22 protein-coding genes are annotated in these 24,771 nt (G+C 64.3%); 10 read left to right on the forward strand and 12 right to left on the reverse strand.

All coding sequences use genetic code 11. The features are described from left to right. Window positions 1–15: 15 nt before the first annotated feature. Genes IC761_RS25035 through IC761_RS25065 form a run of 7 tightly spaced genes read left to right on the forward strand, consistent with a single transcriptional unit; the run spans window position 16 to window position 8,028 of the window. Window positions 16–1,821: a gamma-glutamyltransferase family protein gene (locus tag IC761_RS25035; protein WP_195799357.1), complete on the forward strand. Its 1,806-nt coding sequence runs from the start codon at window positions 16–18 to the stop codon at window positions 1,819–1,821. Window positions 1,822–1,831: 10 nt separating this feature from the next. After that, window positions 1,832–2,542 carry a DUF1028 domain-containing protein gene (locus IC761_RS25040; protein WP_195799358.1) on the forward strand — a complete coding sequence of 237 codons (711 nt, stop codon included), beginning with the start codon at window positions 1,832–1,834 and terminating at the stop codon, window positions 2,540–2,542. Then, on the forward strand, window positions 2,539–3,528 hold the full coding sequence (locus tag IC761_RS25045; protein ID WP_195799359.1) for an ABC transporter ATP-binding protein: 990 nt from the start codon (window positions 2,539–2,541) through the stop codon (window positions 3,526–3,528). Before IC761_RS25040 ends, IC761_RS25045 begins: the two co-directional genes overlap by 4 nt. After that, window positions 3,528–4,628 carry an ABC transporter ATP-binding protein gene (locus IC761_RS25050; protein ID WP_195799360.1) on the forward strand — a complete coding sequence of 367 codons (1,101 nt, stop codon included), beginning with the start codon at window positions 3,528–3,530 and terminating at the stop codon, window positions 4,626–4,628. Before IC761_RS25045 ends, IC761_RS25050 begins: the two co-directional genes overlap by 1 nt. 23 nt (window positions 4,629–4,651) lie before the next feature. Next, the gene (locus IC761_RS25055) at window positions 4,652–6,163 is read left to right on the forward strand and encodes an ABC transporter substrate-binding protein (RefSeq protein WP_195799361.1); all 1,512 of its coding nucleotides are present in this window, start codon (window positions 4,652–4,654) and stop codon (window positions 6,161–6,163) included. Window positions 6,164–6,194: 31 nt separating this feature from the next. Then, window positions 6,195–7,136: an ABC transporter permease gene (locus IC761_RS25060; RefSeq protein ID WP_195799362.1), complete on the forward strand. Its 942-nt coding sequence runs from the start codon at window positions 6,195–6,197 to the stop codon at window positions 7,134–7,136. A gap of 4 nt (window positions 7,137–7,140) precedes the next feature. Continuing rightward, the gene (locus IC761_RS25065; protein WP_195799363.1) at window positions 7,141–8,028 is read left to right on the forward strand and encodes an ABC transporter permease; all 888 of its coding nucleotides are present in this window, start codon (window positions 7,141–7,143) and stop codon (window positions 8,026–8,028) included. On the opposite strand, the gene cnbZ is transcribed toward IC761_RS25065, so the two are convergent. From cnbZ to IC761_RS25115, 10 genes are all read right to left on the reverse strand, one after another. Then, the gene (gene cnbZ, locus IC761_RS25070; RefSeq protein WP_195799364.1) at window positions 8,025–8,771 is read right to left on the reverse strand and encodes a 2-amino-5-chloromuconate deaminase CnbZ; all 747 of its coding nucleotides are present in this window, start codon (window positions 8,769–8,771) and stop codon (window positions 8,025–8,027) included. The two genes, IC761_RS25065 and cnbZ, sit on opposite strands and share 4 nt — an antisense overlap. 9 nt (window positions 8,772–8,780) lie before the next feature. Continuing rightward, a complete protein-coding gene (locus tag IC761_RS25075; RefSeq protein ID WP_195799365.1) occupies window positions 8,781–10,031 on the reverse strand; it encodes an adenylate/guanylate cyclase domain-containing protein in 1,251 nt (416 codons plus the stop codon). Beyond that, window positions 10,028–10,417: a response regulator gene (locus IC761_RS25080; RefSeq protein WP_195799366.1), complete on the reverse strand. Its 390-nt coding sequence runs from the start codon at window positions 10,415–10,417 to the stop codon at window positions 10,028–10,030. Before IC761_RS25080 ends, IC761_RS25075 begins: the two co-directional genes overlap by 4 nt. Continuing rightward, on the reverse strand, window positions 10,414–12,993 hold the full coding sequence (locus tag IC761_RS25085) for a sensor histidine kinase (RefSeq protein WP_195799367.1): 2,580 nt from the start codon (window positions 12,991–12,993) through the stop codon (window positions 10,414–10,416). Before IC761_RS25085 ends, IC761_RS25080 begins: the two co-directional genes overlap by 4 nt. Window positions 12,994–13,047: 54 nt before the next feature. Further along, window positions 13,048–14,028, reverse strand: coding sequence for an ABC transporter substrate-binding protein (locus tag IC761_RS25090; protein ID WP_195799368.1), 981 nt, complete (start codon window positions 14,026–14,028; stop codon window positions 13,048–13,050). Between the two features lie 112 nt (window positions 14,029–14,140). Further along, window positions 14,141–17,239 carry a MexW/MexI family multidrug efflux RND transporter permease subunit gene (locus IC761_RS25095; protein ID WP_195799369.1) on the reverse strand — a complete coding sequence of 1,033 codons (3,099 nt, stop codon included), beginning with the start codon at window positions 17,237–17,239 and terminating at the stop codon, window positions 14,141–14,143. A gap of 74 nt (window positions 17,240–17,313) precedes the next feature. Then, entirely contained in the window at window positions 17,314–18,507 is a 1,194-nt protein-coding gene (locus tag IC761_RS25100) for an efflux RND transporter periplasmic adaptor subunit (RefSeq protein ID WP_195799370.1), read from the reverse strand. 1 nt (window position 18,508) lies between these two features. Next, window positions 18,509–19,210, reverse strand: coding sequence for a TetR/AcrR family transcriptional regulator (locus IC761_RS25105; RefSeq protein WP_195804765.1), 702 nt, complete (start codon window positions 19,208–19,210; stop codon window positions 18,509–18,511). A 135-nt stretch (window positions 19,211–19,345) separates the two neighbouring features. After that, window positions 19,346–19,936, reverse strand: a complete 591-nt coding sequence (locus IC761_RS25110; RefSeq protein ID WP_195799371.1) for a thiamine pyrophosphate-dependent enzyme — start codon at window positions 19,934–19,936, stop codon at window positions 19,346–19,348. Beyond that, window positions 19,933–20,475, reverse strand: a complete 543-nt coding sequence (locus tag IC761_RS25115) for a phosphonopyruvate decarboxylase (RefSeq protein WP_195799372.1) — start codon at window positions 20,473–20,475, stop codon at window positions 19,933–19,935. The genes IC761_RS25110 and IC761_RS25115 overlap by 4 nt, the downstream gene beginning before the upstream one ends. Before the next feature lie 107 nt (window positions 20,476–20,582). On the opposite strand from IC761_RS25115, the gene IC761_RS25120 reads away from it, so the two are divergent. From IC761_RS25120 to IC761_RS35935, 3 genes are read left to right on the forward strand one after another with little or no spacing between them, the layout of a single operon-like run. Further along, a complete protein-coding gene (locus IC761_RS25120; protein WP_195799373.1) occupies window positions 20,583–21,815 on the forward strand; it encodes a cytochrome P450 in 1,233 nt (410 codons plus the stop codon). A gap of 10 nt (window positions 21,816–21,825) precedes the next feature. After that, window positions 21,826–22,329, forward strand: a complete 504-nt coding sequence (locus IC761_RS25125) for an ion transporter (RefSeq protein ID WP_246791310.1) — start codon at window positions 21,826–21,828, stop codon at window positions 22,327–22,329. Further along, window positions 22,326–22,502 (forward strand): potassium channel family protein, encoded by a 177-nt coding sequence (locus IC761_RS35935; RefSeq protein WP_246791311.1) that lies wholly within the window; start codon window positions 22,326–22,328, stop codon window positions 22,500–22,502. The genes IC761_RS25125 and IC761_RS35935 overlap by 4 nt, the downstream gene beginning before the upstream one ends. Window positions 22,503–22,640: 138 nt before the next feature. Here the strand turns inward: IC761_RS35935 and IC761_RS25130 are convergent, their stop codons facing one another. Both IC761_RS25130 and IC761_RS25135 read right to left on the reverse strand, forming a co-directional pair. Then, window positions 22,641–23,504, reverse strand: a complete 864-nt coding sequence (locus IC761_RS25130) for a sugar phosphate isomerase/epimerase family protein (protein ID WP_195799374.1) — start codon at window positions 23,502–23,504, stop codon at window positions 22,641–22,643. Further along, window positions 23,504–24,694: a dihydrodipicolinate synthase family protein gene (locus tag IC761_RS25135; protein WP_195799375.1), complete on the reverse strand. Its 1,191-nt coding sequence runs from the start codon at window positions 24,692–24,694 to the stop codon at window positions 23,504–23,506. Before IC761_RS25135 ends, IC761_RS25130 begins: the two co-directional genes overlap by 1 nt. Window positions 24,695–24,771: the final 77 nt, after the last annotated feature.

A 24,771-nucleotide genomic window follows, 5' to 3' on the forward strand; every position in this document is an offset into this window, starting at 1 on the left:
AGGTAGCGAACTTTCATGGCCAGCAAAGTCAATCCCGATCCCTTTACAACGCGCCCCGAGATCGAGGGCACGTTCGGGGTCGTCGCCTCTACACACTGGATCGCGACCGCCGTCGGTATGGCCGCGCTCGAAAAGGGCGGCAACGCGTTCGATGCCGGCGTCGCCACAGCCTTCACGCTCCAGGTGGTGGAGCCGCATCTGAACGGCCCCGGCGGCGACGTGCCGATCATCGTGCATGACGTCAAGCGAGGCCGCACCGAGGTGATCTGCGGCCAAGGCCCGGCGCCGGCCCGCGCGACCATCGCACATTACAGGAGCGAGGGCCTCGACATGGTGCCCGGCACAGGTCTCCTTGCGGCCTGTGTCCCCGGCACCTTCGAATCCTGGATGATGCTGCTGCGCGACTACGGCACGCTGCGGCTGCGCGACGTGCTGGAGCCCGCGATCTCCTATGCTAGCTTTGGCCATCCGCTGGTCGAGCGCGCCTGCGCGACGATCCAGACCGTGGAGCAATTGTTCCGCAAGCACTGGCCGACCTCGGCCGCGGTTTACCTGCCGAACGGCGAAGTGCCGCGCCCCGGCACGCTCTTCACCAACAAGACATTGGCCGCGACCTACACCCGCATCCTCAGCGAAGCCGAGAGTGGCGGCGGAGGACGCGATGCCGAGATCGATCGCGCGCGAAAGGCCTGGTCGCAAGGTTTTGTCGCTGAGGCCATCGACAAGTTCTGCCGGACGCAAGAGGTGATGGACGTCAGCGGCTCGCCACATCGCGGCGTGCTCTCGGCCGACGACATGGCGCGCTGGCAGCCGACGATCGAGACGCCGCTCACCTACGATTATGGCCGCTACACCGTCTGCAAGGCCGGCGTCTGGAGCCAGGGCCCGGTCACGCTGCAACAGCTGGCGCTGCTGAAGGGCTTTGCACTCGACGGGCTCGACCCGACCGGGCCGGAGTTCATCCATCTCCAGATCGAATGCGCCAAGCTCGCCTTCGCGGACCGCGAGAAATTCTACGGCGATCCGAAGTTCAACGAGATCCCGATCGCGACGCTGCTGTCGGACGCCTACAACGATGAGCGCCGCAAGCTCGTCGCCGACAAGGCCTCGCTCGACTTCCGGCCCGGCGCGGTCGAGGGCTTTGGCGGCGTGGTCAAGCTGCGCCGCGCCGAGGGACAGCGTGAGGCGGTGGGCGCGCTCGGCGCTGGCGAGCCAACGGTCGGCCGCTTCGGCGAAGTGCGCGGCGACACCGTGCATTTCGACATCATCGACAAGGCCGGCAACATGGTGTCCTCGACACCGTCGGGCGGCTGGCTGCAATCCTCACCGGTCATTCCGGAAATCGGCTTCTGCCTCGGCAGCCGGGCCCAGATGTTCTGGCTGGAGGAAAACCATCCGGCCTCGCTCGCGCCCGGCAAACGGCCACGCACCACGCTGTCCCCGACCATGGCGCTGCATGACGGCGAGCCGTATCTGGCCTGGGGCTCGCCCGGGGGCGACCAGCAGGATCAGTGGATCACGCAGTTCTTTCTGCGCCACGTCCATTGCAACCTCAATCTCCAGGAAGCGATCGACGCGCCGGCCTGGCACTCCGAGCACTTCCCGATCTCGTTCTGGCCGCGCACCGCGCGCCCCGGCGTGCTTGTGGTCGAGAACCGCGTGCCGAAGGCGACGATCGAAAATTTGCGCCAGCGCGGTCATATCGTGGAAGTCGGACCCGACTGGTCCGAGGGCCGCCTCACCGCGGCCTCGCGCGTCGGGGTACGCCGCCGCGCAGCCGCCAATCCGCGGGGCATGCAGGGTTACGCCGCGGGACGCTGACAGGAAGCAAATGACCTGGTCGATCATCGCGCGCGATCCTGCCACCGGCCAGTTCGGCATCGCGGTTGCGACCCGCTTCTTCGCCGTCGGTGCGCGCGTGCCGTATATCGCCGCCGGCCTCGGCGCCATCGCGACGCAGGCCTTCGTCAATCCTTATTACGGCATCGACGGCGTCAAGCTCTTGCGAGAAGGCCTGAACGCGCATGATGTTCTCGCCGCGCTGCTCGCGACAGACGATGGCCGCGAGAGCCGCCAAATCCACATCATGGATGCGAGCGGTGCGATCGCGGCGCATACGGGTCGTGATTGCGTCGCCTGGTGCGGGCACGTGGCGGGCAGCGGCTTTTCCATCGCCGGCAACATGCTTGCGGGCTCCGATGTTCTCAGCGAGACCGCGAAGACCTATATCGCCAGTGACAGCCTGCCCTTCCCGCGCCGTCTGCTCGCGGCGATGCGCGCAGGCGAAGCCGCCGGCGGCGACAAGCGCGGCAAGCAGTCGGCCGCGCTATTGATCCACGGCGAGGAGGAATGGCCGGCACTGGACATTCGTGCCGATGATCATCCTGATCCGCTCGGCGAGCTCGAACGGCTCGACCAAGTCAGCCACGAGCTCTGGGTGCACTTCCGCAACTCGATGCCGACGCGGCAGAACTCGGCCGGCAACACCGATCGCAGCGTCATCGACGCCAGCATCGCCGCAGCGCGCGCAAGGCAGACATGAGCACTAACCCTCTCATCGAGATCAGGGATCTGCGCATCCGCTTCCACGGCGACGACGGCCGGATCACCCATGCGGTCGACAGCGTCGATCTCAGCGTCGCCAATGGCGCAACGCTTGGCCTCGTCGGCGAATCCGGCTGCGGCAAGAGCGTGACGTCGCTCGCGATCATGGGTCTGCTGCCGAAGAGCAACGCCGAGATATCAGGGGCGATCAAGTTCGACGGTTTCGACCTGCTCAAGACTCCCGACCAGACTCTGCGCGACCTCCGCGGCAACCGGCTCGCGATGATCTTCCAGGAGCCGATGACCTCGCTCAATCCGAGCTTCACCATCGGCGACCAGATCGTCGAGACGATCCTGCGTCATCGTGGCGGCTCACGGAAGAGCGCGCGCGACCGCACGATCGCGCTGCTTCGGCGGGTCCACATCCCCTCGCCCGAGCGGCGGATCGACGAATATCCGCACAAGCTCTCGGGCGGCATGCGCCAGCGCGTCATGATCGCGATGGCGCTCGCCTGCGATCCCCGGCTCCTGATCGCGGACGAACCGACCACCGCGCTCGACGTCACCTTGCAGGCGCAGATCCTGGAGCTGATGCGCGAGCTCAAGGCCGCCAGCGGTGCCGCCATCATCCTGATCACCCATGATCTCGGCGTGGTCGCCGAGGTCTGCGACGAGGTCGCGGTGATGTATGCCGGCGAGATCGTCGAGCGCGCGCCTGTGGATGAATTGTTCTCGGCGCCACAGCATCCCTATACGGTCGGCCTGCTCGGCTCGATCCCGCGGCTCGATCATCGCGCCGAGCAGCTCGCCACGATCGAGGGCATGGTGCCGAACATGGCACAGCCGCCCGCCGGCTGCCGCTTCGCCGCGCGCTGCCCGTTCGTGCTGGAGGCCTGCACCAGGGCGCCGCCGCCGCTGGTCGAAGTCAGCGCCGGCCACCTCTCGCGCTGCATCCGCGCGCCGCTCGAACTGTTGGTGTCGTGATGGCGCTGCTCGAGGTCAACGGCCTGGTCAAGCATTTCGTCGCCGAACGCTCATTGTTCGGCCGCGCGCTGGCGCATGTCAAAGCGGTCGATGGTGTTAGCTTTTCTCTTGAGGCCGGAAAGACGCTGGCGCTGGTCGGCGAGTCCGGCTGCGGCAAATCCACCGTCAGCCGCCTCGTGCTGCGTCTGATCGAGCCGGATGCAGGCGCGGTGCGCTTCGAGGGCCGCGACCTGCTCGCGCTCGATGCCGACGCGCTGCGCGCCTTTCGCCGCGAGGCCCAGATCATCTTCCAGGATCCCTACGCCTCGCTCAATCCGCGCATGACGGTCGGCCAGATCCTGACCGAGCCGCTGACGCTGCACAATCTCGTGCCGCCGGCGCAGCGCCGGGAGCGGGTCGCGGAGATATTGCGGCTGGTCGGGCTGGAGCCGCGGCTCGAGCGACGCTATCCGCACGAATTCTCCGGCGGCCAGCGCCAGCGCATCGCCATTGCCCGTGCGCTTGCGGTCGAGCCAAAACTGATCATCTGCGACGAGCCGGTCTCGGCGCTGGACGTCTCGATCCGCTCGCAGATCCTGAACCTCTTGCGCGAGCTTCAGGACCGGCTTGGCCTCGCCTATATCTTCGTCTCGCACGATCTCGCCGTGGTCAAGCACATCGCCGACCACGTCGCGGTGATGAATCTCGGCCAGATCGTCGAGACGGCCGAAGCGGATGCGCTGTTCGCGGCGCCCCGCCACCCCTATAGCCGGGCGCTGCTGTCCGCGATCCCCGTGCCTAAACCGCGGGCAAAAAGCAGCCGGATTGTGCTCCAGGGCGAGATCCCAAGCGCCCTGAACCCGCCGCCGGGATGCCGCTTCCACACCCGCTGCCCCTATGTCGTCGACCGTTGCCGCAGCGAAATGCCACAGCTCGTGGCGGATGGCATCGGACATGCAACGGCCTGCCACCGAACGTCGGAACTGCCGCCCTCCGCGGCGATCGTCCCGTCGGACGGCGGCTTCTCGCCGGCCCTTGAAAAATTGGTCGCTGCCTTCAGCGGCGGCCCGGAAGCAGTCCGCGGCGGCGGGGTTAGTTCATTGGGGACCGACCCGGCATAGCCGCCAAACAGAGGTTGAGAACGATGCGTTTTGTGCGTTTGGCATTTCTGGCGTCGGCCCTGCTGACGTCGTTCGCGGGCATCGCCCAGGCCCAGACCACGCTTCGCATCGGCATTGCCGAGGACCCGGACATCCTCGACCCCAGCATCGGCCGCACCTATGTCGGCCGCATCGTGTTCTCGGCCTTCTGCGACAAGCTGTTCGACATCGACGAGAAGCTCAACATCGTGCCGCAGCTCGCGCTGTCCTACGAGACCTCGGCGGACGGCATGGCGATGACGATCAAGCTCCGGCCCAACGTCAAATTCCACGACGGCGAGCCGCTGGACGCGGAGGCCGCCAAATTCTCGATCGAGCGTCACATGACGCTGCCGACCTCGTTCCGGAAATCGGAGCTCGCCAGCGTCGATCACGTCGAGGTGGTCGATCCCCTGACCATCAAGCTGGTGCTCAAGACGCCCTACTCGCCGCTGATCGCCCAGCTCACCGACCGCTCCGGCATGATGGTGTCGCCGAAGGCGGCGAAAGAGGCCGGCGACAAGTTCGGCCTGCACCCGGTCTGCGCGGGTCCCTACAAATTCGTCGAGCGCGTCCAGCAGGACCGCATGGTGTTCGAGAAATTCGCCGACTACTGGAACAAGGACAATATCCATATCGATCGTGTCGTGTTCCTGCCGATCGTCGACGCCACGGTTCGGCTTGCGAACCTCAAATCCGGCGGGCTCGATCTGATCGAGCGCGTGCTCGCCACCGACATCAAGGACGTCCGCGCCGATCCCAAGCTGGTGCTGTCGACTGCTCCGGAGCTCGGCTATCTCGGCCTGACCGTCAATATCGGAAACGACAAGACCAAGGGCCCGCTGAGCCAGTCGGCGAAGGTGCGTCAGGCGCTGGACCTCTCCATCGATCGCGAAGCTATCAACCAGGTCGTGTTCAACGGCGAATTCACGCCCGGCAATCAGTGGGTCAGCCCGACGCATCCCTATTACCAGAAGGCATTCCCGGTCCATGGCCGCGACATCGCGAAGGCCAAGGCGCTGCTGAAGGAAGCCGGCGTCGCTACGCCGGTGACCGTCGACTACATGATCCCCAAGGGCGCGGAAAACGAGGCCGTGGCCCAGGTCGTGCAGTCAATGGCTGCCGAAGCAGGTTTTGACATCAAGATCCGCGCCGTCGAATTCGCAACCACTTTCAAGCAAGCCCAGGCCGGCGAGTTCCAGATCTTCCAGATCAACTGGAGCGGCCGCATCGATCCCGACGGCAATTCCTACATCTTCATGCGCAGCAAGGCGCCGCAGAACGACGGCGTATACGCGAACCCCGACGCCGACAAGTTGATGGAAGATGGGCGTGCGACATCCAATGTCGACGAGCGCAAGGCGATCTACGCGAAGCTGACCAAAATCCTGCTCGACGATCTGCCGATCATCTACATCTATCACCGCACGCTGCTGATCGCCCACACGACCAAGCTCGAGGGCTACAAGCAGATGCCCGACGGGCTCGTGCGCGTCGTCGGATTGAAGTTCAAGTGATCGCAGCTCTGCCCGGGACGCGGGCCCAACCATGCTGAACTTCCTCGCCCGCCGCATCGCGCAGATCGTGCCGACACTGTTCTTCGTGTCGGTGCTGATCTTCTCGCTCCAGCAATTGCTGCCGGGCGATCCCGCGCTGGTGATGGCCGGCGAGGAACGGGATCCCGCAGCCATCGAGCAGATCCGTCATAAATACCGGCTCGATCAGCCGATCCCGGTCCAATACGTCTATTGGCTCAAGGGCGTTCTGACCGGTGATTTCGGTGAGTCGCTGCGTAACAAGATGCCGGTGCGCGAGCTGATCGCCCAGAAGCTGCCGGTGACGCTCCAGCTCGGCTCGATGGCGATCCTGATCGCTTTCCTCATCGGCATTCCCGCCGGCATCGTCTCCGCCGTGAAGAAAGGTACCGCCTGGGACTATGGCGCCAATCTGTTTGCGCTGTGGGGCATCTCGACCCCTAATTTCTGGCTCGGGATCCTGCTGATCTTCCTGTTCTCGATCGAGCTCGGCTGGCTGCCGGCCTCGGGCTATGTGCCGCTCACCGAGAACTGGCGCATGAGCCTCGCTGCCACCATCATGCCGGCCTTCGTGCTCGGCAACGCGATCTCCGCGATCCTGATGCGGCATACCCGCAGCGCCATGCTCCAGGTGCTGGAGAGCGATTATGTGCGCACCGCGCGCGCCAAGGGCCTGTCCGAGCGCTCGGTGATCCTCAAGCATGCCATGCGCAACGCGCTGACGCCCATCATCACGCTCGGCGCGCTCGAGCTCGGCACGCTCTTGTCCGGCGCCGTGTTGACCGAGCAGATCTTCTCCATTCCCGGCTTCGGCAAGCTGATCGTGGACGCCGTGTTCAACCGCGACTACGCCGTCGTGCAGGGCGTGGTGCTTGTGACGGCCACGGTCTACATCACGCTGAACCTGGTCGCCGACGTCGCCTATATCCTCGTCAATCCGCGGCTTCGGGGCTAGCGCCATGACCGACGCCGCACTGCCCGCGCCCTCCGCCACGCAAGCCTACGAGCTCGACAGCCCGGCGCGCCGCGCGCGACGGCGGCTGTTCAAGCGCAAGGCCGCCGTATTCGGCCTCGTCGCGATCACGATCTTCATTGGCCTGGCGCTGCTCGCCCCGCTGATCGTGCCCAATGATCCCATCGCGACAAGCTGGAGCCTGGTGCGCAAGCCGCCGACCGCGGCGCACTGGTTCGGTACCGACGAGCTCGGCCGCGATATCTTCAGCCGCGTCATCTATGGCGCACGCGCTTCGCTGCTCGCGGGTCTCATTTCGGTCGTGATCGCGCTCGGCATCGGCGTGCCGCTCGGTCTGATCGCGGGTTATCGCGGCGGATTTGTCGACGCGCTGATCAGCCGGATCACCGATGCGATGCTGGCCTGCCCGTTCCTGATCCTGGCAATCGCACTGGCCGCGTTTCTCGGCCCGAGCCTCGGCAACGCCATGATCGCGATCGGCATCTCGGCGACCCCGATCTTCATCCGTCTGACCCGCGGCCAGGTGCTGGTCGTCAAGGCCGAAGATTATGTCGAGGCGGCGCGTGCGCTCGGCAATCCCGGCTGGCGGATCGCGTTCTCGCACATCCTGCCGAACATCCTGCCCGCACTGCTGGTGCAGGCCACGCTCTCGATCGCGGCTGCGATCATCGCCGAGGCCGCGCTGTCGTTCCTTGGCCTCGGCCAGCAGCCGCCGGCGCCGTCCTGGGGCAGCATGCTCAACGCGGCGCAACGCTTCCTGACCCAGGCGCCCTGGATGGCGATCTGGCCAGGGCTCGCGATCTTCCTCGTGGTGCTGTCCCTGAACCTGCTCGGCGACGGCCTGCGCGACGCGCTAGATCCGCGCCAGCGCTAGATTACGGTTTCGCGCATCACGCGGCGGCAGTCCATCTCGTATTCGAGGTCGACCACCGGTGGCCTGGCAAAATGCCAGGTCAGGCCTGAGCGCAAGGCACCACGGCGGACCAGTTCGTCGACCAGCGCGTGGTGGAAATCATGCACGGAGTAGGCCTGCACGCCGGTGGTATCCTTCCAGCCGAAGCCGAAGGCGGCCATGCGGTTTTCCATCTGAGACGTCGTCGTGAAGCGGACCTTTTCCCGCAGACCTTCCGGGCTGAGATCGCGATAGCGCACGGTGCGCTCGACATACGTGCCGCCGCCCTCGCGCGCCTCGGCGCCGCCCGCGATCACGAAGCTCGGCGCCTTCGATCCTGTCGGACGGGTGAACGAGAACGCATAGAATGACGGCTCGGATGGCGGATCGATCTCGGGGCAGACATTGCTGCGCGCCACCGGATTGGTGGCGCCGTCGAAGATGCCCCATTCGGACAGCGTCTTCACATAGTGCAGATTGAACGCGCGAAATCCTTCCTCGCTGAAGGCCGCGGGCGAACGCAGCTCGCAGGCGCAGAACGCCGTCAACGGCCGGCCCGCCTCCTGGATGTATTTCGCCGCGCGCGCAAAACCCTCGGCCAGCGGCACGAGGCGGTCGAACCGGACGCGCTCGATTTCATGACCCTCATCCGCCGCCGCGCCGGCCGAATACTGGAAGACGGACGGAATGAAGCGATAATTGCCGGCGGAGAAATCACGAACCATCACGAGCTCCTATTCGAGTTGCATGCGGATGCCCTTGGCGCCGTTGAGCAGGCGCTTCAGGTGAAAGCCGGCGAGCGGGTCGTCGGCATGCATCCCGACCAGCGCGGCAAAGGCCGGCATGGCGGCGGCATCGCCCGCCTCCATCCTGGCGAACGCCGCGGAATATTGCGTCGTCGCAGGCTGCTCGAATTTCGCCGGCGGCAGCGGCTCGAATGCCCGCAGGGGCTCGCTGCGTCCGCGCAGCACCAGTTCACCGACGGGACGGCCCTGAAATTTCCCGGCGCCCTCCGCGATGCTGGCACTGACACAGATGCGGGTGCCGAGGTGCTTGTTCGCCGCCTCCAGCCGCGCCGCGGTGTTGATGGTATCGCCGTACGCCGTGTAGTCGAAGAAGCGGTTGCCGCCGAAATTGCCGACCAGCGCGGGGCCGGCATGGGCCCCGATGCGCGTGGTCCCGAAATTGACGCCCCTGTCCTTCCAGCGCGCGCGAAAGTCCTCGGCCCAGAGGTCGAGATCGTGGGCACAGGCGATCGCACGCGTCGCGTAATCGGGCTGATCGCCGGGCGCGTTGAAGAGGATCTGGATGGCGTCGCCGATGATCTTGGCAACCGTCCCCTCATGCGCGAACACGATCTCGGTCATGCCGCCAACATATTCGTTGAGAAGTTCGCCCAGCGTCTCGGGCAAGGCGCTCTCGACCAGTGATGTGAAGCCGGTGATGTCGGTGAAGATGGTCGCGACATTGCGCCACTGCACCGCCATGCCGTCGCCCTCACCGCCGACAGCCAGACGCCTGGCGATCTCCGGCGAAAAAAACCGCGAGAGCGAAGCATGCGCCCGCTCCGCTTCCGCCTGGCGGCGCCGCACCTCGCGCAGCATCTCGATGTGGCGGATGGTCTTCTGGATCGTGGTTTCGAGATCGACGAAATCGATGGGCTTGGTCAGGAAGTCGAACGCGCCGCGGTTCATCGCGGTGCGGATGTTGCTCATGTCGCCATAGGCCGACACGATGATGGTCGACTTCTTGTCCTCGGCCTCCTGGAGCTTCGCGAGCAGCGACAGCCCGTCCATGCGCGGCATGTTGATGTCGGAGACCACCATGTCGACATGCGGATTCTGCTCGAGCGACTCCAGCGCCTCGAGGCCGTCGCGCGCGAAGATGATGGTGACCAGCCCGTCGCGAATCTGCCTGCGGAATTTTTGCAGGATCAGCGCTTCCAGATCGGGTTCGTCGTCGACGAAGAGGATGGTCGAGGTCATGCCGCCTGCTCGAGCCTCGTGTCGATTTCATGCCGCAGCAACGCAAAGTCGATCGGCTTGGTGAGGAGCCCCGTGGCGCCGCGCTCGATCGCCCGCTTGCGCGTCTCGGCGTCGCCATAGGCCGTGATCATGATGACGGGAACGTGCGGATGTTCGGCACGCACGTGCGGCAGCATGTCGAGCCCGCTCATGCCGGGCATGTTGATGTCCGACAGGATCAGGATCAACGAGGGGTCGCGAACCTCGGCGGCCCGTCTGAGCGCATCGGGCGCAGAGGGTGCAAACTCCATCTGGAAGCGACCGGCGCGCAGGTCGCGCCGGAACTGCTGCCGGAACAACGCCTCCACGTCGGGCTCGTCGTCGACGACCAGGATGTAAACGTTCAAGTCTCGCCTCCGGCATTGCCTGCTGCCATGGTTCGCGGCAGCGTGATGATGAATTCGGTGAAAACATTAGGTTCAGTATTCACGTCGACTGTGCCACCGTGCTGTTTCACGACGATGTCGTGGCTCATGGACAGGCCGAGCCCGGTGCCCTCGCCGGCCGGCTTGGTGGTGAAGAAGGGATTGAACATCTTCTCCTTCACCTCGGGCGGAATTCCGGTGCCGTTGTCTCGGATCCGGATCTCGACCTTATTGCCGAGGTTCTTGGTCGCCGCACTCAAGGTGGGCTCGAAGCCGTCACCGGCGCTCTCCTTGCGCTTGGTCGCGGCATAAAATCCGTTCGAGATCAAATTCAGAAAGACGCGGCTGATCTCCTGCGGGTAGATGTCGAGTATGCCCGCTGTCGGATCGAAGTCGCGCTTGAGCGTGATGTTGAAGCCGGATTTTTCGGCGCGAGCGCCATGATACGCAAGGTTGAGGCTCTCCTCGACGATCCCGTTGATATCGACCGCACGGTGCTCGCCGGCCCCCTCACGTGAATGCAGCAGCATGTTCTTGACGATGGAATCGGCGCGCTTGCCGTGCTGCACCACTTTTTCCAGATTGCCCCTGAGCATATGGGTGAGTTCGTCGACCTCTTCCCTGGTCTTGTCGTCAAGCGCTGCCGATCGCAGAACCTCGTTGAGCTCGTCGATCAGCTCGGTCGAGACCGAGGAGAAATTGTTGACGAAGTTGAGCGGATTCTTGATTTCGTGGGCGATGCCGGCGGTGAGCTGACCGAGGGAAGCCAGCTTCTCGGTCTGGACCAGGCGATCCTGCGCGGTGCGCAGCTCGTCAAGGGACTGCGACAGCTCCTTGGTGCGCTCCTGCACCTGCTCGAAAAGCCTGACGTTCTCGATGGCGATCACAGCCTGGTCGGCGAAGGTCTGCACCAGATCTATCTGGCGCTGGCTGAATGGTCCCGGCTCCGGCCTCCCCAGCAGCAGAACGCCCTCGACCGCTTTATCGCGCATCAGCGGCACGGCAAGCACGGCACGGTAGAGACCGATCGACGGCGCCTGACCGAAATCGTACTCTATATCCTCGCGAATGTCGGGAACATGGACCGGCTTGCCGTCCGTGAAGACGCGACCGGTAATCGTTTGGCGACCGGGACTGATCGGGTTCGCCTGCATGAAGTCGATGAAGGCCTGCGTGCAGCCCGACTGGGCCTTGAGCCGCATGATGTCGCCGTCGCGAAGGCAAATGATTCCAAGCGAAGCGCCGCACAGCGCCTGCGCCGATTCGGTAAGCGTGGTCAGAACGGATTTCAGATCGAATGCAGATCGGCTTATGACCTTGAGCACGTCGGCAGTCGCCGTCTGTTGCTGTAGCGCTTCACTGAGCTCCGCCGTGCGGCTCTCGACCTTTTTTTCGAGGTCGGCGTAGGATTCCTGCAACCGCGCGCCCATGTCGTTGAACTGGTCGGCGAGCCCTTCGAGCTCGTCGCCGGTCTTGATCGAGATGCGCTGCGAGAAGTCGCCGCCGCCGATCCGTTCGGCGCCTGCGCGCAGCGCCTGGATCGGACCGACCATGCGCCGCGCCAGGAAGACCCCCGCGAGCACGGCAAAGATCGACGCCGCGAGCAACACGATCGAGAGCCGCTGCAACGAGGCATAGAGCGAGGCATAGGCCTCCTCGACCGGCAGCTCGACGAACATGGTCCAGTGCAGCGGCTCGATCGGCGCCGAGGCCGTCAAGACCTTCTGGCCCTGGATGTTGACTGCTTCCTGAAGTGCATCGGGCATGATGCCACCACCGGCCTGCGCAGCGCGCACCTGCGGCAGCCCCGACATATCGGTATTGCGCAGCACGAGGCTGATGTCGGGATGCGCAATCAGGCGTCCCTCCGGGCCGACCACATAGGCATGGCCGTGCTCGCCGACCTTGATCTGGGAGACGACGTCCCAGATCAGCTTGAGGTTCACTTCCGCGATGCTGACGCCGGCATCCTTGCGCGCACCGGCGAGCGCCAGCGTCATATAGGGCTCGGACTCGCGGCGGAAATACACCGGGCCATAATAGACCTTGTGCGCGACCGCCTCGGTGAACTTCGGATCGGCCGACAGGTCGATGCCGCTGTCGATCGCATCCATGGCCAGCCGCGAAACCCGCAACCGCTCCTTGCCGGTCGAATCCACCTGGGCAAGCTCGGTGATGGCAGGCACCTGACGCAGCAACCGCAGCGCATCGAACCGGCGCTGTTCGATCGAGCCCGCCGACCACGGCAGTTGCGTGGTCCAGCCGAGCTGGCTCTCGATCTCCTTGACGAACTGGCTGATCTTGGCGGCGGCAGCTTCAGCCTGCTCGTGCTGGACCCGGATCAGCGAGGCCTTGTGCTCCCGGTAATAGAAGAAGACCTCGAACAAGCCATTGGCGAGCAGCGCCATACCGACCACAACGACGAACAGCGCAACGTATTTGGCGAACAGTCGCGTGCGAACACGCGGCGTCGCTTCCTCCCTGACATTGGCATCGGCTGCCGCAGCACTGGGCAGCGACCGCGCCTTCGGCGTGTCGGGATGGAGGGAAATGCTCATCGGCCCAAACCTAGCAAGAAGGCCGGACCTTGTCTCCTACCGCAGTGCACAACGCTATTCGATCACTTCGTCGGCCAACGCGAGCAAAGTGGGCGGGATCTCCAGCCCGGTCGCTTTCGCCGTCTTCAGGTTGAGAACGAGGGGATAGTGGGTCGGCTGCTCAAACGGGAGATCGCCGGGGCTTGCCCCTTTGAAGATGCGGTCGACCAGCGCAGCCGCCCGCTCGAACGATTCCGAGGAGTCCGCCCCGTAGGACATCAGTCCACCATCCCGGGCCAGGTAGTCGAATTCGTACATCGCCGGCAACTTCTTGGCCGCGGCGAACTCGAAGACCCGCTTGCGGTTCAGGATCGTCAATGCGTCAGCCACCATCAGGATGCCATCCGGCAGGTCGGCATTCATGACGGAGAATGCCTCGTTGAAATCGTCGGGCTCTCGCACGCCAAGCGCCTGCACCGTCAACCCGAGCGCCTGGGCGGCCTTGGCGGACGCCTGATAGCGCGTGGTCATACCGAGGTCGTCCTTATTCCAGAGCATCGCGACCTTGGTCAGTTTCGGCGACATTTCCTTCAGCAGCGACAGCCGCTTGGCGCTCAGCGTCGATGCGACATCGGATATCCCTGTCATGTTGCCGCCAGGATGCGCCAGGCTCTCGATCAGCCTGGTTTCGACGGGATCGCCGATCCCGCTCGCGCAAACTGTTGGAACGCCGGCCGCTTTGGCGGCCACCGCGGTCGGATAGCCGATGATCACGATAGCATCGACGTTGTGGGTCTTCAGCTCGGCAACAAGCGAGGGAAGCTTCGTGACGTCGCCCATCGCCCCGCGCGACTCGAAGGCGAGGTTTTGACCGAGGACGAAGCCCCGCTGCCCTAACGTCTTGATCAGGATCTTGCCGCCCTGGCTGGCCTCCGGGATCCCGGCAGTCGGCGTCAACGTCCCCAACCGGTAAACCTTGCTGGTCTGAGCCACCGCAGCAGACGGCCACAGCAGCGCGACAGAACCGAGCTGTCCCAGAAATTCGCGCCGTCTCATGGCTCTGTCTCTCCCGGCGCTCGTTTGCGCCAGGCCCGAGACTAGCACGGGACAAGAAAAAAGCGGCAATGGCGATGGCCATTGCCGCTTTGCAATCTTCGATCGAACGACCTCAGGTCGGCCGTAGCGCCTTGTCGGCGCCGAGGTCCAGATCGGTGACCTCTTTGTTCCGCTCGGAATCGGCAGCCGCACGATGGTCGGTCGCCAGCACGACATAGACGGCCGGCAGCACGAACAGCGTGAACAGCGTGCCGATCGACATGCCGGCAACGACGACGAGGCCGATCGAGAAGCGGCTCGCCGCACCCGCGCCAGACGCGGTAAGGAGCGGGATCAAACCCGTCACCATGGCGGCGGTGGTCATCAGGATCGGCCGCAGGCGGATGCGGGCCGACATCTCGATCGCCGAGCGGCGGTCGAGCCGTTCGTTGACCTGGAGCTCGTTGGCGAACTCCACCATCAGGATGCCGTGCTTGGTGATCAGCCCGACCAGCGTCAGCAAGCCGACCTGGGTGTAGATGTTCATGGTCGCCATGCCGAAGAACAGCGGAATCAGCGCACCGACGATCGCCATCGGCACCGAGATCATGATGACGAGCGGGTCGCGCAAGCTCTCGAACTGTGCCGCCAGCACCAGGAAGATGATGATCAGCGCGAAGCCGAAAGTGATCGCGAGCTGATTGCCTTCCTGGACATACTGCCGGCTGTCCGCGAGATAGTCGTGGCTGAAGCCCTGCGGCAGCTTCTTGGCCTCGCTTTCGAGGAAGTCGACCGCCGCACCGACAGTCACGCCCGGCATCGGCACGGCCGAGAACGTCGCCGAATTCAGCTGATTGTAGTGGGTCAGCGAATTCGGATCGGTCCTGGTCTCGATCGACACCACCGTCGACAGCGGCAGTTGCTGACCGGTGTTGGTCGTCACGTAGTAACCACCGAGAGATTCCGGCGAGAGCCGCTGACCGCGCGGCACCTGCGGAATGACCTGGTAGGACCGGCCCTCGAGATTGAAGCGGTTGATGTAGTTTCCGCCCAGCAGCACCGCCAAGGCACCGCCGACGTTCTGCATGTTGATGCCGAGGTCCTGGGCCTTGGTGCGATCGATCTTCACTGTCACCGTCGGCTGATTGTAGGCGAGGTCACTGTCGGAAACGATGAACATGCCGCTCTTGCGCGCGGCGTCCTTCAGCTTCTCCATCTGCTCGTAGACGGCCTGGAATCCGGCGGTCGAATTGATCACCATTTGCACCGGCAGGCCGCCCGGCCCACCCGGCAGCGGCGGCAGGTTGAACGCGAAGGCCTGGACGCCCTCGATCTTGGAGAGCTCAGCCTGCACCAGCGGCTTCAGCGCGATCGAGGACCGTTTCCGTTCGTCCCACGCCTTCAGCAACATGCCGGCGATGCCGCCCTGCGGCCCGTTGATGCCGTTGAGCACGAAACGAAGGTCAGTCTCCGGGAACTTCTGGAATTGCTTGTCGAGCTTCTCGCCGTAGAAATCGAGATAGTCGATGTTGGCGTATTTTGGCGCCTTGGTCACCGCGAACACGATACCCTGGTCTTCCTCCGGTGCCAGCTCCTTCGACGTATGCATGTAGAGGAAGCCGACCAGCCCGAGGATCGTCACCGCGAACAGTCCGGTGATTGCCTTGTAGTCGAGCGAGCGGTCGAGCCTGCGGCCGTACCAGCGCGTCACGGCGCCGAACACCTTGTTCACCAGTTTTGCAAACCGGCCCTCTTCCGTGTTCTTCAGCAGCACCGAGCACATCATCGGCGACAGCGTCAGCGCGATGACGCCGGACACGATCACCGAGCCCGCGAGCGTGAAGGCGAATTCGCGGAACAGCGAACCGGTCAAACCACCGAGGAAACCGATCGGGGCGTACACCGCGGCGAGCGTGATGGTCATGGAGACGACGGGACCGACGATTTCGCGCGCGCCTTGCAGCGCCGCCTGCACCGGCGTCTTGCCCTCCTCCAGATGGCGGTGGATGTTCTCCACCACCACGATGGCGTCGTCGACCACGAGGCCGATCGCGAGCACCATCGCCAGCAGCGTCAGCAGGTTGAAGCTGAAGCCCAGTGCCAGCATCAGGGTGCAGACACCGATCATCGACAGCGGGATCGTGACGACCGGAATGATCACCGACCGGAGCGAAGCCAAGAACAGGAAGATCACCACGATGACGATCATCACGGCTTCGCCCAGCGTCTTTTCGACCTCGTCGATCGACGATTGGATGAACTTGGTCGAATCGTAGGCGACCTTCATCTTCATCGACGGCGGCAAATTGCGCTCGAGCTCGGGGAACAGCGCCCGCACGCCTTTGACCAGCGTCAGCGGATTGCCCTGCGGGGTTGCCTGCACGCCGATGAAGATCGCGTGCTCGCCATTGAAGGCAACGCTCGCGTCCGTGCTCTGCGCGGCAAGCTCGACGGTCGCAATGTCCTCCATCCGCACGAAGCCGCCGTCCTTGGCCTTGACGATCATCTTCTTGAACTGCTCGACGTTACCGAGGTCGGTGTTCGTGGAGATGTTCGAGACGATCAGATAGCCCTTGGTCTGGCCTGCCGCGGACTGGAAGTTGTTGGCGGCAATCGCGGCCGACACATCGGCCGGCGATACGTTGCGGCCGGCCATCTTCACCGGATCAAGCCACAGCCGCATCGCAAAGGTCTGGCCGCCCAGGATGTCGGCTGACGCCACGCCGTCGACCGTCGACAGCACGGGCTGCACCACGCGCGTCAGGTAGTCGGAGATCGCGGAGCCCGACAGCTCATCTGACGAGAATCCGAGATACATCACAGCCGTGGTCTGGCCCGTGGTCTTCGTGACGATTGGGTCGTTGGATTCCTTCGGGATCAAATATTTGACCGAGTTGGTCTTGGCGAGCACCTCGGTGAGCGCCTGGTTCGGATCGAAATTCAGCTTGATGTAGACCTGGATCGTCGAGGTGCCCAGCACCGAGGACGAGGTGATGTAGTCGACGCCTTCGGCGGAGGCGACAGCCTGCTCGATCGGCGTGGTGATGAAGCCCTGGATCAGGTTGGCCGATGCGCCGGGATACACCGTCGTGATGTTGATGACGGTGTTCGACAGCTTTGGATATTGCCGGATCGGTAGCACCGTTGCCGCGCGCAGACCGATCAGAAGGATCAGCAGGCTGACGACGATCGACAGGACCGGGCGTTTGATGAAAATATCGGTAAAGGCCATCGCGGCAATCTCGATTTCGATCTCTTGGACTTATGAGGCATGATCCGGCCGGGCCGCATCATGCGAGCGCATTGTCAGTAGCGCGGCGGTTGCGCCGGGATGGACGGAGCCGGGTCGGTGGAAATCGACACCGCCGCGCCCGATTGCAGCTTGAGCTGGCCGACGGCGACGACCTTGTCGCCCGGCTTCAGGCCTTTGAGGATTTCAGCGCGTCCTTCGATCCGGTTGCCGGTCTGCACGAAGGTGCGAACCGCACTCAGGCTGGTCTTGCCGTCCTCTCCCTGCTTCTCGGTGATCAGGAACACCGAGTCGCCGTACAGCGTGTAGTCGACCGCCGTCTCCGGAACGGTGACCACGGCCGGCTTGTCCGGCATGACCACCGTGGTGGTCACGAACATGCCGGGCTTCAGGATTTTTTCCGGATTGGCGATCGTGGCCTGCACGCGGATGTTGCGGGTATCGGCCGCAATCTGCGGCTCGATCGTGGTGATCTTGCCGTCGAAGGTGCGGCCAGGATAGGCGTCGACCTTGAGCCGAACCGGCTGGCCGACCCTGAGATTGCCCGAATCCTTTTCCGGCACCGTGAAGTTGGCCCACAGCTCCGAGAGATCGGTCAGCGACACGATCGCCGTGCCGGCGGTCAGATACTGGCCGACCTCGACCTTGCGGACGCCGAGATCGCCGGAGAACGGTGCACGCACCAGCTTCTGCGAGATCAGCGCTTCGGTCTTGGAGATGCCGGCCATTGCCTGGTCATAGGTAGCCTGCGCGGAATCGACGGTCGACTGTGGACCGAACTGGCGCGACGCCAATTGCTTGGCGCGGTCGAGCGCGAGCTGCGCGCCGGTCGCCTGCGCCTTGTAATTGGCGAGATCGCCCTGCTCCGGTGCGTCGAACAGCTGCACCAGTGGCATGCCGGCCTCGACATGGGCGCCCGGCGCGAACTTGATCTCGGTGACGCGGCCATTGACGTCGGCGCTGACGTCGACCTGATGCACGGCGGCGAGGCCACCGACCGCGGTGAGCAGGTTCGGCACCACCTCGGACTTCGCCTCGGCCGCACTGACCGCGGTCGGCGGCGGCTTGTTGTTGGCGAAGAACTGCTTGATCATCTGGCCACGGAAGTAATTGAACCAGACGAGGCCACCGACCAGCGCCGCCAGCAGCGTGCCGACGATGATGAACCACAGCACCGGCCGGACCGGACGCTTGGGGGCCTTGTTGTCGATCGGTTGGCCCGAAATGTTGTGTTCGGCTACGATGTTCATGTCATGCGCTCTCTGCAATCGCCGTCTTGCCGGCATCCGCGGCCTGATCGCGGCCCAAATGCGAAGCAATTGCGGCGTCGTTAAGTCCGATACCCCTCAGCAGAAACTCACAGAGCTGCCGCTCCAGATCGTTCGCCTTGCCATAGGCCAGGCAAGGTGTGACGGGCAGCCTGGTCAGCGCAGCCGTCATCACCGAATGATGCGCAAACCAGAACAGGTTGAGGGGCTCGATCCCGCACGGCCTCGCATCGCCGGCGGCGACCGCACGTTCGAGCGAAGCAATGAAGACCGCTCCGATCAGATTCTCGATCTTGGCATATAGCAGACGGGCGAATTCGCCATCATCCAAATGGCTCGTGGCCATCAGTCGCAGGCGCTGCGCCTCTTCCTGGTCAGGACCGTCGGCGATGTTCAGGAAGTGCTGGACCATGCCGCGGATCAATTCGACCAGGCTGGCCGTTGACGGCTCCCGCTCCAGCAGCTCGGTGAAAGCGGGATCCGCCTCGCATTCGTCGCTGAGGATCTCGGCGTACAGCGCCGCCTTGGAAGGGAAATGCTTGAACAGCAGCGCCTCGGAAATGGCCGCTGCGGCCGCCACGCTCTTGGTCGTGGTGCCGGTATAGCCGTGTCGGGCGAAGCAGCGCTTCGCGGCTCCGAGGATCAGCTGACGCCTCAGGTCGCTCGTCATACGCAATGAGCTCATGTGGGTGAGTAAGCACTCACCCACGCAAAAAGTCAAGCCGAATGCTGCATCGCAACCTAAATGGGTGCAAAATCGGTAGAATTTTGCCAGACGTCCTCGCCTTGGCGGCGCAGCCGACTCCAGGGACCGTTGGGGTCAGATCGGCTGGAAGCCGAGATCGCCGCGGATCCGGTTGACGATGTAGGTCCCGTCCCGGCTCGGCAGGATCCGCTCCACGTTGGCGCTGTCGATCTTCACATTGGCAAAACGAGGCCCGGCCGTGACGTCGTGGACGGCTTTGGCGAAGGCCTCAACCTCCGCCATGGTCGAGATCGCCCGGCTGTCGACGATGCCGCAGGCCCTGGCGACGCCGACGAGATCGGCGGCGGCGGAGGTGTGGCTGGTCTGGCCGCCGGTCTCGCCATAGGCCTCGTTGTCGAGCACGACGATCGAAAGGTTGGATGGCTTCTGGAGGCCGATGGTGGCGAGGCTGCCCATGCCCATCAGCATCTCGCCGTCGCCGGTGATCACCAGCACCGGCAATTTTGGCTGCGCCAGCGCGAGCCCCAGCCCGATCATCGCGGCGCCACCCATCCCGCCCCAGAGATAGAAGTTGCGGGCGTGGTCACCGGCGGCGGTGATGTCGTTGGTGGAAGCCCCTAAGCCGCCGATCGCAACCACGTCCTTCCGGTTCGCAAGCAGCGCAGACACCACCTGGCGGCGGTCGAGGAGATTGGCCTTGCTCATTTGGTGAAAACCTTGGCGCCGATCAGGCGCTGCGACAGCAGGACGGCGGTGGGCGTCAGCGCGTTGTAGGCTTGCGCCGCGGCCGCCTCCAACACCGCCGGCACCTCGGCTGCGTTCGAGGCGCGCAGCACCTTGACGCCGGAGAGCTCGAACACGCCCTGCGTGGTCGATCCCATCGGCACCTGCCACGGATTGAACTCGCCCCACTCGCCGCGCATGGTCACGAGGGTGAGGAACGGAAAGCGCAGGATCGGGATCAGCGACAGCATGTTGATGCAATTGCCGACACCGCTCGACTGCATCAGCAGCACGCCGCGCTGTCCGCCGGTCCAGGCGCCGGCGAGAAGCGCGACGCCCTCCTCCTCCGTCGTCAGCGGAATGCCGCGCATCGAGGAGGAACCCAGTACGCGCTGGATCAGCTTCGAATGGCCGGCATCAGGCACGTAAGGCACCTGCCGGACATCGAAGCGTTGCAAGGTCGCGAAAATATCGTCGTGCCAGTTCGGGGCCGTGTCGGCAGCATCAGCGCGGGCGTGCATTTTCCTGTCCGGTCGGCTAGCAAATCACAGCACGACTGTAGACGGTGAGCCGCTTCGCCCGATAGAGCGAAAACGGCATATCGGTCTCAACCGGCGAGTATGGCGGCATGAACGCAGATGCGAAAGAACTGGCGGTCAGGTTCGATCTGGAAAAATTGACGGCGGAATTTTACGCCAATCCCTATCCGACCTATCGTGCACTGCGGGAGAACGAGCCGGTCAAGCGCCTGCCGAACGGCACAATGTTCCTGACCCGCTATGACGACCTCGTCGCCACCTACAAGAACACCAAGTCGTTCAGCTCGGACAAGCGGCGCGAATTCGCGCCGAAATATGGTGACACCCCACTCTACGAGCACCACACCACCAGCCTCGTCTTCAACGATCCGCCAGCACACACCCGCGTGCGGCGCCTGATCATGGGCGCGCTGTCGCCGCGCGCAATCGCCGGCATGGAAGGCGATCTCGTCAAGCTGGTCGAGGGCCTGCTCGATGCCATCGCCGCCAAGGGCCGTTGCGAGCTGATCGAGGATTTTGCTGCTTCCATCCCGATCGAGGTGATCGGCAATCTGCTCGACGTGCCCCATGACGAGCGCGCGCCGCTGCGCGACTGGTCGCTGGCTATCCTGGGCGCGCTGGAGCCGGTCGTATCACCTGAAGCCGCCGCGCGCGGCAACAAGGCGGTGACGGACTTCCTCGCCTATCTCGAGACGCTGGTCGCCCGCCGGCGCCGGAAGCCTGGCAATCCCGAGCGCGACGTGCTGACGCGACTGATCCAAGGAGAAGGGAACGGCGAGGAGAACGGCGAGCGACTGACCGAGAAGGAGCTGCTGCACAATTGCATCTTCCTGCTCAATGCCGGCCACGAGACCACGACCAATCTGATCGGCAACGGCCTCGTGGCGCTCGACCGGAATCCGGATCAGAAGCGGCGGCTGATCGACAATCCGGATATGATCAAGACCGCAGTCGAGGAAATGCTGCGCTACGAGAGCTCGAACCAGCTCGGCAACCGCATGACGACCGAAAAGGTCGAGCTCGGCGGCGTCATGCTCGATGCCGGCACGTCGGTGACGCTGTGCATTGGCGCGGCCAATCGCGATCCCGCGCAGTTTCCGGACCCCGAACGTTTCGACGTCGCGCGCACGCCGAACCGGCACCTTGCGTTTGCCACCGGCGCGCATCAATGCGCCGGCATGGCGCTGGCGCGGCTGGAGGGCGCGATTGCGATCTCGCGCTTCCTGGCGCGCTTCCCGAACTATGCCGTGAGCGGCGAGCCGGTGCGCGGCGGCCGCATCCGCTTCCGCGGCTTCCTGAGCGTGCCCTGCTCGATCGGCTGACGAGGACGTCATGAACATCGACGAGATCCGCGAGCGCTGGGCCGATCCTCTGCTGACCGGATTGACCGCCCTGGTGATGATCATGATGTTCGTGGTTGCCCCGCTCCAGGCGCTCGGAATCTTCGCGTTTCAGGCGTCCGAGCTGGTGCTGGCGCTGCTGCTGGTCGTCGGCATCTTCGTGATCTCCGGCAGCCCGATCGCGGTCGTGGCGATGTTGATCGCGCTCGTCATGATCGTGACGGGCGCGATTCTGCGGATCAGGTCGCCGTCGATCCTCGACCTCAATCTCTTCGCCGGCTCCTGGTTCATCGTCGGCATCACGATGGCCTTGACCGTGGCCCGCGCGATCTTTGCACCGGGGCGCGTGACCTATCATCGCGTGATCGGCGCGGTGCTGTTCTACCTGACGGTCGCGGTGATCTTCTCGGCGCTCTATACGTTCATCGGATCGCTGGTGCCGAGCGCGTTTTCCGGCATGAAGGTGGAGGACAGCCCGGCGCTGCGAGCCAGGTGATCTATTTCAGCTTCGCGACGCTGACGACGACCGGCTATGGCGACGTCATTCCCGTGCATCCGATCGCGCGCAGCCTGTGCAACCTCGAAGCCGTGTTCGGGCAGCTTTATCCCGCGACGCTGCTGGCGCGCCTGGTCACGCTCGAGATCGCGCATCGCGATCAGGACTCCTGACCCCTCCACAAACAAAAATGTCGAAAACAACCCCATGCACAGTAGGAAGCGGGTCGGCGAAGAATCCCAGGTGAATCGGCGGAACCAGTTGACCCATTGGGCCAATCCGGCCCGCGCGCGCAATCCTGGCGCGGGCGGCTACACCACCGTCTTGTGCCGCGCAATGCAGGTGCGGAGCACCTCGTCCATCGGCTTGCTCCACCAGTCGTTGGAGAAGATCTCGATCTCCGAATAGCCGCTAAATCCCTGCGCCTCGACGGCTGCGCGCGCGGATTTAATGTCGATGACGCCGTCGCCCATCATGCCACGGTCGTTGAGGATGTCCCTGGTCGGCACCAGCCAGTCGCAGACGTGGAACGCGAGCAGGCGATCCTTCCCGGCGCGCGCGATCTGGCCCATCAGCTCCGGGTCCCACCAGATGTGATAGACGTCGAGCGCGACGCCGAGCATGCCGCTGCGGCCGGGATCGAGCCGATCGCAGATGTCGAGCGCCTGCTTTGTGGTGTTCACGCAGGCGCGATCGGCGGCATAGGCCGGATGCAGCGGTTCGATCGCCAGCGGCAATTTTGCCTGCCTGGCGTAGTCGAGCATGTCGGCCAGGGCGTCCTCGACCTGCCCGCGCGCCGCGATGATATCCTTCGAGGCCCCGCTGCCCGGCCGCGAATATTGCGGCAGGCCGCCGACCACCAGCACGATGCAGGGTGCGCCCAGCGCCTTGGCTTCGTCGACGCAGCGCCGGTTGTCGTCGCGCACTTCGCCCCGGCGTGATGCATCGGAGGTGAACATGCCGCCGCGGCAATAGCCGGAGAGATCGAGGCCGGCATCGCGCACCGCACGCACGGCGCGGTCGAGACCGACGGATGCGACCTGGTCGCGCCAGGGATCGATGGCGCGGATGCCGTGCCTGGCGCAGGCTTCGACGATCTGAATGAGGTCGCCTTGCTTGCGGACCGTCGCCGTGTTCAGCGACAGCCAGCGATGGTCGGCCGAGAAATCACGCATCAGGAGTCGACACCGTGGCTAGCGAGCACGGTCTTCATCCGCTGGGTCGCAAGTTCGGGATTGGCGAGCAGCCCGGCCTGATCGGCCAGGCGGAACAGCTCGGCCAGATGCAGCATCGAGCGCGCGCTCTCCTGGCCGCCGGCCATGGTGAAATGATCCTGATGGCCGTTCAGATACGCCATGAACACCACGCCGGTCTTGTAGAAGCGCGTCGGCGCCTTGAAGATGTGGCGCGACAGCGGCACGGTCGGCCCCAGCACGTCGTGGAAGCCGGCCTCGTCACCGGCCGCCAACCGCGACAGCGCGTAGGACGCCGCCGGCGCGATCGCATCGAAAATGCCGAGCAGCGCATGCGAAAAGCCTTGGCTATCGCCGGCGATCAGCTCCGCATAATTGAAATCGTCGCCGGTATACATCTTGATGCGCTTGTCGAGACGCCGGCGCATGTCGATCTCGCGCTGCTTGTCGAGCAGCGACACCTTGACGCCGTCGACCTTGGCGGCGTTGTTGTTGATGATGGCCACCGCAATGTCCATCGCCTTGTCGAGATCTTTCGTGCCCCAATAGCCCGTCAGCGCCGGATCGAACATGTCGCCGAGCCAGTGGATGATCACGGGTTCACGGACTTGCGACAGCACGCGGTTATAGACCTTGGCGTAGTCGTCGGCGCCGCGACCAATTTTTGCCAGCGCGCGCGACGCCATCAGGATGATGCGGCCGCCGACCTTCTCGACCGCCGAGACCTGCTCCTCATAGGCGCGGATCACATCGTCGATGGTCCTGGCATCCTCGACCGCGAGATGGTCGGTGCCCGCACCGGAGAACACCAGCGCATTGCGCCGCTTGGCGGCGGCGACCGAACGCGTGATCAGCTCCAGCGACGTCGGCCAGTCCAGTCCCATGCCGCGCTGCGCGGTGTCCATGGCTTCGGCAACGCCGAGGCCGAGGTCCCAGACATGCTCGCGGAAGGCGATGGTCTTGTCCCAATCGACGGCGACCGAGAGCCAGGGATCGTTGTCCGCAAAGGGATCGACAACCGTATGCACGGCCGAGAACGCGATGCGATTCAGCGGTCCCTCGAGCTTCGCAGGAAACGTTCGCGAGGCGGCGAGGCGATAGATCTCGATCGAGCGATCGGCCTTCGGCAGTTTCAGCGACAATGACGACATCGGCTGGACGGGCTTGTTCATTCTGGTCCTTTCTCGTCATTGCGAGGAGCGAAGCGACGAAGCAATCCAGAGTGTATCCGCAGAGCTAGTCTGGATTG

Origin of the sequence: Bradyrhizobium commune (genome assembly GCF_015624505.1) — a bacterium.
Taxonomy (GTDB): domain Bacteria; phylum Pseudomonadota; class Alphaproteobacteria; order Rhizobiales; family Xanthobacteraceae; genus Bradyrhizobium; species Bradyrhizobium commune.